Below are 9,907 nucleotides of genomic sequence, written 5' to 3'. Positions count from 1 at the left end.
GAGGCTGTGGGCGGTAGTGGCGGCGTCCAGGGGCAGGGTGGGCAGAGTCGGCGGTGGCAGTCGTTCGACGAGGACGACGGGGACGTTGAGCGTCCCGAGCCAGCGCAGCAGGTCCTGGCCCGCGTCGCCGGTGTTGGTGGGGGCGACGAGCAGGGTGCGCACGCCGCGGTCGAGGAGCCCGGTCACCTGGCGCCGGTCCTCCGTCGCGTCGTAGGCGGAGGCGCGCAGCACCAGTCGTCCGCCCGCGGCGGCCACGGCCGACTGCGCTCCCTGGATGACGGCCGGCCAGTAGTACTCCACGGTGGGGACGACCATGCCGACGAAGGCCTGCTCGGGAAACCGGCCGTGCGCGAGGACGCTCCGGTGCTGGGGTCTCTCGTCGGCTCCCGGACCGCGGTGGGGCAGCGTGACCCCGCCGTGGACGCGCATCACCAGTCCGCGGTCGGCCAGCGTCGTGATGTCCCTGCGGACGGTCACGGCGGTGACGCCGAGCCGTTCGACCAGATCCGCCAGGCGCGCGCTGCCCTGTTCCCGCACGATGGCGAGAAGGAACTTCTGGCGCTCCGCTGCCAGTGCCATGGTGATCTGATCCTTCGCTTTGAACGCTTTGTATCGTTCGACTTCTGTTGTGTTCGTTCTGTTCTATCGCACGGCGCTCAGGCTGTGAACCGGGTGTGGGCTTGGTCGCTCAGCGCACTCATACGCATACGGAGAGCGCGAAACTGCTCGGGGGTTGGACTCGGTCAGCCTCTTTGATCTTTGCTTTCCTATCGATCGTGATCGATGCAGCTCGTTTTCGTTGACCGAAAATCGCGCAGGGGCTGAAGTGTGCGAACACCTTCCTGCGTGAAAGGAAACCCCAGGTGTTCGGTTACTCCTCCGACGCCGGCAACATCGGAAGCACCCCTCGGACGCACTGGTCGCGGAGGTCCCTGCTGCGGACCTCCGCGGGCCTGGGCACCGCGCTTCTCGCCGGCGGCGCCCTCACCAGTTGTTCGAGCCGGACCTCCGGAGCCACACGCGTACGACTGTGGTCGTGGCTCACCGGCATGGACCAGTACGTCGCCGCGTTCAACTCCTCCCAACGGGACGTACACGTCGAGCTGAGTGTGATAGCCGCCGGCATCTCCGGCGGCTACGCCCAGCAGACCAACGCGATCCGCGCCCACAACGCCCCCGACATCCTGCACGTCGAGTACCAGGCGTTGCCGCAGATCGTGACGACCGGTGGCCTGCGCGACCTGAGCGCCGACGTGGACGACCTCGCCGGCGGTTTCCTGCCGGCCGCGTGGCAGAGCGTGCGCCCCGGCGGGAAGACCTGGGCGGTGCCGATGGACTTCTGCCCGATGGCCTTCTTCTACCGCAAGGACCTGTTCGACAGGGCCGGCATCCAAGTTCCCCGCACCTGGGCGGACTTCCGCCAGGCCGCCTCCGCCGTCAGGAAGGTCGACCGGGAGGCACGGATCACCACCTTCCCGCTCAACGACGGCGCCTTCCTCGCCGGACTGGCCTGGCAGGCCGGCGACCCCTGGTGGGACATCGCCTCGGACTCCTGGCGGGTCGGCATCGACGGTCCGGGCACCATGCGCGTGGCCGAGTACTGGCAGGACATGATCGCCTCCGGCCGGGCAGCGAGCGGGGCGACCGGCACGCAGAGCTGGACATCCGCCATGCACCACGGACGGCTCTGGGGGATGCTCGGGGCCACCTGGGGCGTCGGCATGCTCCAGAAGTCCCTGCCCGCGGACAAGGACCGCTGGGCCGTCGCCCCCCTGCCCGGCTGGGCCGACGACCCGTCCACCGGTGTCTGGGGCGGGTCCGCCTTCGGAGTCTCCGCCGAGAGCGAGGCGCCCGAGGCCGCCCTCACGTTCCTCCGCTGGCTCAGCACCGACCCCGCCGTCCCCCGGATCGGAGCGGAGGTCACCTTCCCCTCGCCCGCCTACCTCGCCAACCGGGAAGTGGCCCGCACCACCTACGCGGACGACTACTTCGCCGGTGCCCCGATCTTCGACGTACTGGACGAGGCCGCGACCCGGGTCCCCGAGTGGACCTGGGGACCGACGTCGCTGAGCGCGTTCGCCACCATCGCCGACGCCCTGGGCCCGGTGGCCACCGGAGCGACCACCATCCCCAGAGCCCTGCACGAGGTGCAGTCGTCGACAGTGGCCGCCATGCGCGCCCGCGGCCTGGCCGTCACGGACGGGAGCCGGACATGACCACCGCCCAGACCGTGGAGACGGTGTCCACACCGTCTTCCGTGCCCCCGCCGGCGCACAAGCCGGCCGGCCGCCGCCGCTTCACCGGCGCCGCCCTCGCCGCGCCCTTCGCCCTGCTGCTGCTCTGTACCGTGCTGGTGCCGATCGGATACGCCTTCTACCTCAGCCTGTACACCGACCGGCTCTCCGGACTCGGATTCGACGGCTACCAACAGGTCTTCGCCGGCTTCGGCAACTACACCGACGTCCTCGGCGACCCGGCCGCCCGCGAGAGCGTGAGCAAGGTCGCCGGCTACGCCCTGATCCACATCCCCGTGATGTTCGGCGGCGCCCTGCTCATCGCCCTGTTGCTCAACTCCGCCACCGTACGGCTGCGGCAACTGTGGTCCCTGGCGGTCTTCCTCCCGTACGCGGTGCCCGGAGTGATCGCCGGACTGATCTGGGGATACCTCTACAGCCCCGGCATCGGCCCGCTCGACGGCATCCTGCCGTTCGACCCGTTCGGCGAGGCCGGCGTGCTGCCCGCCATCGTGAACATGGCCACCTGGCAGTGGATGGGCTACAACGTCATCATCTTCTACACGGCGTTGCAGACCGTGCCCCGCGAAGTGCTGGAAGCCGCGCGCGCCGACGGAGCCGGCGCTCTGCGCACCGCGCTGTCCATCAAGATCCCCATGATCCGCCCGACGATCTTCGTCGCGCTCGTCTTCACCACCATCGGGTCCCTGCAACTGTTCACCGAGCCCATGGTGCTGCGCACCTTCACCGGCGCGGTCACCAGTACGTGGACCCCCAGCCTCTACATCTACGACGCCGCCTTCATCAGGAACGACTACGGGCGTGCCGCGGCCGCGTCCATCCTGCTCGCCCTCGCCTCGGCCCTGCTCTCGGCGCTGGTGATGCGGCTGTCCTCCCGGAGGTCCCGATGAGCGCCCCCACCACCACACCGAAGTCCCCGGCCGCCCGCCGGCCGCCCGTCCTCCGTACCCCCGCCGACGGACCGCGCACCGGTTACCTCAGTTCCCGCTGGACCTCGCGCGGTGCCGTGCACGGCGTGCTCCTGCTCGCCGCCCTCTACAGCGTCCTCCCGCTGGTGTGGCTCGTCACCTCGGCCACCAAGTCCGTCGGCGACTTCTCCTCCACCAGCGCCTTCAAACTCGCCGACTTCAATCTGTGGGGCAACCTGCGTGACCTGTTCGCCCGGGAGGACGGCGTCTTCCTGTACTGGATCCGCAACTCCCTCCTCTACGCGGGCGTCGGGGCCGTCCTGGGCGCGCTGATCTGCACCGCCTGCGGCTACGCCATCGCCAAGCTCTCCTTCCCCGGCCGGCGCGCCCTGTTCGCCGTGACCCTGGCCGGCGTTCTCGTGCCGCCCACCGCGCTGGCGCTGCCCCTGTACCTGCTCGCCTCCAACCTGCACCTCGTGAACACGTTCTGGGCGGTCTTCCTCCCGCTGCTGAGCAATCCGTTCGGTGTCTACCTCGCCCGTACCTTCGCGGACGCGGCCGTGCCCGACGAGGTGCTGGAGGCGGCGCGCCTCGACGGGGCCGGGGAGTGGCGCATCTTCCTGACCATCGCCCTGCCGATGATGGCGCCCGGATTCGTCACCATCCTGCTGTTCCAGTTCGTCAGCATCTGGAACAACTTCTTCCTGCCCCTCGTGATGCTCACCGACCCCCAGCTGTTCCCCATGACGCTCGGCATCTACCAGTGGAACACCCGAGCCCCGCAGTTCCCCGACTACAACCCCCTGGTCATCACCGGCTCCCTGCTCGCCGTCGTGCCGCTGATCACCGCCTTCGTGGTGCTGCAACGCCAGTGGCGCAGCGGCCTGTCCGCAGGGAGCGTCAAGTGACCGCGACCATCCCCACCCGCACCGGACCGAACACCGCCCGGCGCAGGCCCGAAACCCTGCTGCTGATGAACGACCGGACGCTGCACACCCAGTTCGGACGGGAGGAACTGGCCAGGCTGGATGCCGCCGCCTCCCTCGGACAGCCGCTCAGCGCCTCGCACCTGGACTCCGACACCGTCCGCGCCCGCCTCGGCGCAGTGGAGGTGCTGATCACCTCTTGGGGCTGCCCGGTTCTGGACCGCGACGTGCTGGAAGCGGCCCCGAACCTCCGAGCGGTGCTGCACGCCGCGGGATCGGTGCGCGCCCATGTCCCGGACGCCGTGTTCGACCGGGGGCTCCTCGTGACCACGGCCGCCGACAGCAACGCCGAGCCCGTCGCCCAGTACACGCTCGGCGCGATCCTCTGGGCGTTCAAGAAGGCGCCCTTCCTCGCCATGGACGCACGCCGCTTCCGCGAGGACTGGAGCTACCTGCACAGCCGGGGCAAACTCAGCGGACGCGACCGCACGGTCGTCCTCGTCGGCTTCTCCCGCATCGGCCGCCGCGTCGTCGACCTCCTGCGCACCCTGGGCCTGGCCCGCGTCCTGGTCGTCGACCCCGTCGCGGACCCCGCCGAGATCACCGCGGCGGGAGCCGAACCCGCCCAGCTCGCACAGGCGCTCCCGCAGGCGGACGTACTCAGCCTCCACGCACCCGAACTGCCCGAGACCCGGCACATGATCGGCGCGGCCCAGCTGGCGGCGCTGCCGCTCGGCGCGGTGCTCATCAACACCGCACGCGGCTCCCTGGTCGACACCGCCGCGCTGGAGGACGCCTGCCGCGCCGGCCTCCACGCGGTCCTGGACGTCACCGACCCGGAACCGCTGCCCGCCGACAGCGTGCTGTACGACCTCCGCAACGTCGTCCTCACCCCGCACATCGCCGGCTCCCTCGGCTCCGAGACCCGCACGATGGCCGGCGCCGCACTCACCGAACTCGAGCGCTACGCCGCCGGCCTGCCCCCAATGGCACCGGTCACCAGGCAGTCCCTGACCGTGCAGGCATGACCCGCGCCCCCCGTTCCCCCGACCAGCCGTCCCATGAGCCCAGGAGGAGAGTCATGAACGAACCGCGCCCCAGCCGAAGGACCGTACTGCGGGCCGGCGGCCTGACGGGCCTCGCAGCCGTCGGCCTGACCGCCAACTCCGCGCAGGCGGCTCCCGCCGCCGGCGACCGGACCCCGCACATCGTCGACCTGGGCCCGGCCGTACTCCAGTTCTCGCTCATGAGCGCGACGCTGATCGGTGACACCGTCTACGTCGGATCGCGCAACATCGAGCCCGCCCAGATCATCGCCGTGGACCTGACGACCCAGAAGGTGGTGGCACGGACCGGCCTGACCAACGGCCACTCCATCCAGGCACTGGCCGCCGACGACAGCGGCAGGTACCTCTACGCCGGCGTCCTTCAGAAGGCAGCCGGCAGCCGCCCCAATCTCTTCCGCTGGGACCTGCGTTCGCCCGACAAGCCGGCCGAACCCCTCGGCTCCATCGGCGACCGCGACGTACGCGCACTCGCCGTGGCACCCGACGGTGTCGTCTACGCGGTCGGCGGTGGGAGCGACACCGTCCCGGCCCTGTGGGAGTACGACCCCGCGACCGGCGAGATCCGCAACGCGGGGATCCCCGACCAGAAGGTCACCCTCGCGCGGGCCGTCGCGGCGACTCGCACCCACGCCTTCTTCGGCGCCGGCACCACGTTCAACGGCGGCGGCGACACCAGCAGGGCCGCGCTCTACGCCTACGACCGGTCCGCCAGGACCTTCGCCTCCGTCACGCCCTCGGAAATGGCCGGCGATCCGAGCATCCGTGATCTCGCGGTCATCGGCGACCGGCTCGCCGTGAGCACCGCCGGCGCCACGGAGGACTCCAAGGTCGCTCTCATGGACCTCGGCGATCTCTCGTCGTACCGGCTCGCGACATCGATCGGCAAGGTCGCCAAGTCGTTCACGATGATCGACGACACCCTCTACTACGCCAACGAAGAGGGCCTGTTGGCCTACCGTCCGGCGACGGACGCCATCGCACCCGTGCGCTTCGACGGCCCCGAACTCGGCGAGATCTGGGGCGTGGACAGCCGCGGGGGCAAGGCCGTCGTCACCTCGGCCTACGGCTTCGTGGCCCAGATCGACCCCGTGAAGGGGACCGCCGCCGTCACCGACCTCGGCGAGGCGGGCGCGCCGATGGCCCCGCAGACCGTGATGGGTATCGCCGCCGGCGGCGGCTACGTCTATGTGGGCGGAAACGCGACGATCGCCCGTCACACACTCGGCAGCGACGAGGTCGTCAAGCTTCGCGCGCCCGGCGAGGCCAAGGACGCCATCGTCGTCAACCGCACGTTGTACACCGGGCAGTACAACTCGCAGGGCATCTGGCGGTACGACCCGCGCACCGGCAGGATCGGCCAGGCCGCGCTCTACCCCTCCGAGCAGAACCGCCCGTTGGACGTCACCTACGACGAGGACAACGGTCTCGTACTCGCCGGCGTGCAGTCCGACACCGAAGGGGGCGGAGCGCTGTGGACCTATCACCCGCGGACCGGCCGCCACCGGCACTTCGCCGATCCGGTCGACGAGTCACAGTGCGTCCGCGGTATCGCGACCCGGGACGGCGTCGCCTTCCTCGGCGGTGACAACACGTCCCCCACCGGGCCGCGCAGCACCGTCGTCGCGTTCGATCCGGTGGCCGGCAAGGAACTGTGGCGACTGGACCCGCAGCAGTCGGCCGGCACCGCCGCTCTCGCGGTCCGCGGACGTCACCTCTACGGACTGTCGCGCAAGGGCGGCCTGTTCGTCATCGACATCCCGCGCCGCAAGCTGATCCACCGCGCGGACGTCACCTCGGTCAGCAACGGTTTCGCGGCCCTGGTGACCAACCGCGGTGTCGTCTACGGCGTCTCGGACACCACCGTCTTCCGTTTCCATCCGAAGACCTTCGCCGTCTCCGTCGTCGCCCCCGACATGAACGGCGGCTGGTACAGCGGCTCCCACATCGCCCATGACGAGCACGGCCGTCTCTACACGATGCGGGGCCGCAACCTCGTCCAGATCACCGACCACCACCGGTACTGACCAGAACGGGCGCACGTGCCCGTGTCAGCCCCTCCCTCGCCGTCCCCCACGAGATGTCCGGCATCATCCCCCCACCCTTTCAGGGAGCTTCGATGAAGAACGTGCACAAGAGGATCTGCATCGCCGTCTGCATGGCCACGGCCGCCGGCACCGCATACGCCGCGACCGCCACCGCGACGCCGACGGCACCCCAGCCGCAGAAGGCGTCCAGCCTGCTCGACGTGGACTACGAGTCCGGCACCCCGGACTCCGGCATCACGGGCCTGACCACCACCCACGCCAAGGCCCCCGACGCCTCCAAGGTCGTGAAGGGCGGGGACGGGAGTTCGTACTCGATCTCCCACAAGGTGACACTGGACGACCCTGACTACGTCTCCGACGGGGCACCCCGCAGCGAGAGTGCGAACAACGAGCTGAAGACGTCGATCGTTCACGTGGGCGACGTGCACCGCTACGAGTTCAGCGTCATGCTCAAGGACTGGGAGACGGGCAAGGGCAGCGCCGGCGACATCATCTTCCAGGGCAAGCACGCGGGCGGCAACAAGCCGTCGTTCTACCTCATGGCGAAGCGCAACGAGATCGCGTTCCGCTCCCCGCTCCTGGACTTGCAGGCAACGGTGGTCGAGGACTTCCGCGACTACGTCAACAAGTGGATGCGATTCCGGATCGACGTCCGCTGGGCCGAGGACAAGACCGGGTACTACAAGGTCTCCGCCCAGATGCCGGGGGAGTCGGGCTTCACGCTCAAGAAGACGTACACCGACGTCAACACCTTCCACCCGGAGAACCCCACGACCGTCGGCTACATCAAGTGGGGCCTGTACCGTCCAGCATCCTCGACAGCAGCGGGAGACCCCGCGACGCGGGTGGTCCAGCACGACAACATCCGAGTCATCGACCTGGGCTCCTCCTGAACCACGGAAGGGGCAGAAGCCGCCGAGCCACAAGGTGCGGCGGCTCCGGTCACCGGCCGCCTGTTGCCCAGCTGAGGGCGCCGGACAGATGAGCCCGGAAGGCGGGGGCCGCGTACGACTCCGAGGTGTGACCGAGGGCTGTGAAGAAGAACCGGCCGCCCGCCTTCTCGTGGCACCAGGACAGCGGATGGTCCGAGCCGTGCGTGCCGCCCTCGTACGTGGACTCGTCGGCGCGCAGCAGGACGTGCACGTCGGCGTCGCGCGGGTGCGAGGTGAAGTCGTACCACTCGTCGGTCCAGGCCCACTGCTCCGTCAGGTGCGCGGTCGCCGGGTGTGCGGTGTCCTCCACGTGAACCAGGCCGGATTGCAGAGGAGGGTGGCCCGCGAAGCGAGTGCCGAGCAGGGTGCCGTAGAACGGCCAGTCGGGCTCGGCGTTGGCGGCCGCATGCACGGCGAGAAGTCCGCCGCCGAGCCGCACGTATGACTCCAAGGCCGCTCGGCCCGGGTCGGTGAGGACCGACCCGGTGGTGGACAGAAGGACCACGGCTGCGCACCGGTCGAGTCGTTCCCGTGTGAACGCCCCTGGATCGTCCGTGGCCTCTGCCCGGAGCCCGGCCGCCCGGCACAGCTCGACGAACGCCTCCGCGCCCGCCGGGATGGAGTCGTGGCGATAGCCGGCGGTACGTGTGTAGACCAGGACTTCCGAGGTCGGCACGGGGCCCCCTTCTTGGTAAGCGCTTTCAGTCCGACCCTAGACATCGGACCTCCGTCCCGGCAAGGCGTCGCCAGGGTCGAAGGCCCCCGCAACGGCGCTCGGTCCTGCCTGATCTCAGCCGTCTGTGCGGAGGATGACGAGGTCGTCTTCGTGGAGGCTTCCGGCGGCTACTGTTCCGCGGTGCTCGGTGACGCTGGTGACGAAGCCGTATGAGCCGTCGTCTGTGCGCAGGTCGTGGACGAGGTGGCCGTCAAGGTCGAAGGCCATGGTCCAGGCGATGGGGGTGGGCTTGGGCCGGAGGGCGTCGGGGAGGTTCCACAGCAGGACTCGCAGGAGCCCGGGGAGTGGCAGGAGTCCGTCGAGGAGGGCGTTGCGGGGTGCGGCGATCGCTGCCCAGAGGAGTCCGTCGCTGCCGAGGCTGATGTTGTCGGGCAGGCCGGGGAGGTTGTCGGCGAAGGGTTCGGTGGTGCCGGCTTTCGGGCCGGTGAGCCAGTAGCGGCTGATGCGGTATCCGGTGGTTTCGGCGAGGAGCAGGTGCGAGGCGTCGGGTGCCAGGGCCAGGCCGTTGGCGAATTTCAGGTCGTCGCGCAGTACGGTGACGGTGCCGTCGGGGGCGCGGCGCACCAGGAGGCCGGTGCAGGAGTGCTCGATGACGTCGCCGAGGTAGTGGTCGAGATGCCAGCGACGGGTGGACACGGTGAACCAGACGGTGCCGTCCGGGCCTTCGGTGACGTTGCTGGCGAAGGTCAGGGGATGCCCGGCGACGGTGTCGACGAGGACGTCGACGGATCCGTCGGGGGACATGCGCAGCAGGCCGCGGTCGTGGTCGCAGATGAGGATGGTGCCGTCCGCGGAGGGGTGCAATCCCAGTGGGCGGCCTTGGGTGTTGCCGAGGACGGTGCGGTCGCCGGTTGCGGGGTCGATCCGGAGGATGGTGCCGTCGGCGAGGCCGGTGAGCAGGCGGCCTCGCGGGTCGAAGGCGACGTCTTCGGGGCCGTGGCCACCGGTGGGGATGCGGCGGGTGACGATGAAGGGGCTCGTGGTGGCGGTGCGTCCTTGGTTGGCCGGGGCCGGGGGAGGGGTCCAGCGGCGGGGTGA

9 protein-coding genes are annotated in these 9,907 nt (G+C 70.0%); 6 read left to right on the top strand and 3 right to left on the bottom strand.

Annotated features, from left to right (window positions below; all coding sequences use genetic code 11):
* The coding region (locus GTW67_RS29425) for a DeoR family transcriptional regulator (protein WP_161167792.1) at positions 1-579 on the bottom strand (579 nt) is incomplete at its 3' end.
* A 284-nt stretch (positions 580-863) separates the two neighbouring features.
* On the opposite strand from GTW67_RS29425, the gene GTW67_RS29420 reads away from it, so the two are divergent.
* The 6 genes from GTW67_RS29420 to GTW67_RS29395 all read left to right on the top strand — a co-directional run bounded on the left by GTW67_RS29420 (position 864) and on the right by GTW67_RS29395 (position 8,094).
* Positions 864-2,216 (top strand): extracellular solute-binding protein, encoded by a 1,353-nt coding sequence (locus tag GTW67_RS29420; RefSeq protein ID WP_161167791.1) that lies wholly within the window; start codon positions 864-866, stop codon positions 2,214-2,216.
* Entirely contained in the window at positions 2,213-3,145 is a 933-nt protein-coding gene (locus GTW67_RS29415) for a carbohydrate ABC transporter permease (protein WP_161167790.1), read from the top strand. The genes GTW67_RS29420 and GTW67_RS29415 overlap by 4 nt, the downstream gene beginning before the upstream one ends.
* Positions 3,142-4,071, top strand: coding sequence for a carbohydrate ABC transporter permease (locus GTW67_RS29410; RefSeq protein WP_202437851.1), 930 nt, complete (start codon positions 3,142-3,144; stop codon positions 4,069-4,071). Before GTW67_RS29415 ends, GTW67_RS29410 begins: the two co-directional genes overlap by 4 nt.
* Positions 4,072-4,136: 65 nt before the next feature.
* Positions 4,137-5,117, top strand: coding sequence for a hydroxyacid dehydrogenase (locus GTW67_RS29405; RefSeq protein ID WP_161167794.1), 981 nt, complete (start codon positions 4,137-4,139; stop codon positions 5,115-5,117).
* A 53-nt stretch (positions 5,118-5,170) separates the two neighbouring features.
* Positions 5,171-7,180 (top strand): BamB-related PQQ repeat family beta-propellar protein, encoded by a 2,010-nt coding sequence (locus GTW67_RS29400; protein WP_161167789.1) that lies wholly within the window; start codon positions 5,171-5,173, stop codon positions 7,178-7,180.
* A gap of 92 nt (positions 7,181-7,272) precedes the next feature.
* Positions 7,273-8,094: a heparin lyase I family protein gene (locus GTW67_RS29395; RefSeq protein WP_161167788.1), complete on the top strand. Its 822-nt coding sequence runs from the start codon at positions 7,273-7,275 to the stop codon at positions 8,092-8,094.
* Between the two features lie 49 nt (positions 8,095-8,143).
* On the opposite strand, the gene GTW67_RS29390 is transcribed toward GTW67_RS29395, so the two are convergent.
* Complete coding sequence (locus GTW67_RS29390; RefSeq protein ID WP_161167787.1) at positions 8,144-8,809, bottom strand: ThuA domain-containing protein; 666 nt, start codon at positions 8,807-8,809, stop codon at positions 8,144-8,146.
* Positions 8,810-8,923: 114 nt separating this feature from the next.
* Positions 8,924-9,907 (bottom strand): SMP-30/gluconolactonase/LRE family protein (locus tag GTW67_RS29385; protein ID WP_237519084.1); only part of this gene is annotated, 984 nt, incomplete at its 5' end.

Source organism: Streptomyces sp. SID5910 (assembly GCF_009862125.1).
Taxonomy (GTDB): domain Bacteria; phylum Actinomycetota; class Actinomycetes; order Streptomycetales; family Streptomycetaceae; genus Streptomyces.
This window is presented reverse-complemented; position numbering and strand designations above follow the sequence as displayed.

Excerpts from the sequence above, each read along its gene's own strand:
- GTW67_RS29415 (WP_161167790.1), top strand. The coding sequence starts at position 2,213 with ATGACCACCGCCCAGACCGTGGAGACGGTGTCCACACCGTCTTCCGTG.
- GTW67_RS29410 (WP_202437851.1), top strand. The coding sequence starts at position 3,142 with ATGAGCGCCCCCACCACCACACCGAAGTCCCCGGCCGCCCGCCGGCCG.
- GTW67_RS29405 (WP_161167794.1), top strand. The coding sequence starts at position 4,137 with ATGAACGACCGGACGCTGCACACCCAGTTCGGACGGGAGGAACTGGCC.
- GTW67_RS29400 (WP_161167789.1), top strand. The coding sequence starts at position 5,171 with ATGAACGAACCGCGCCCCAGCCGAAGGACCGTACTGCGGGCCGGCGGC.
- GTW67_RS29395 (WP_161167788.1), top strand. The coding sequence starts at position 7,273 with ATGAAGAACGTGCACAAGAGGATCTGCATCGCCGTCTGCATGGCCACG.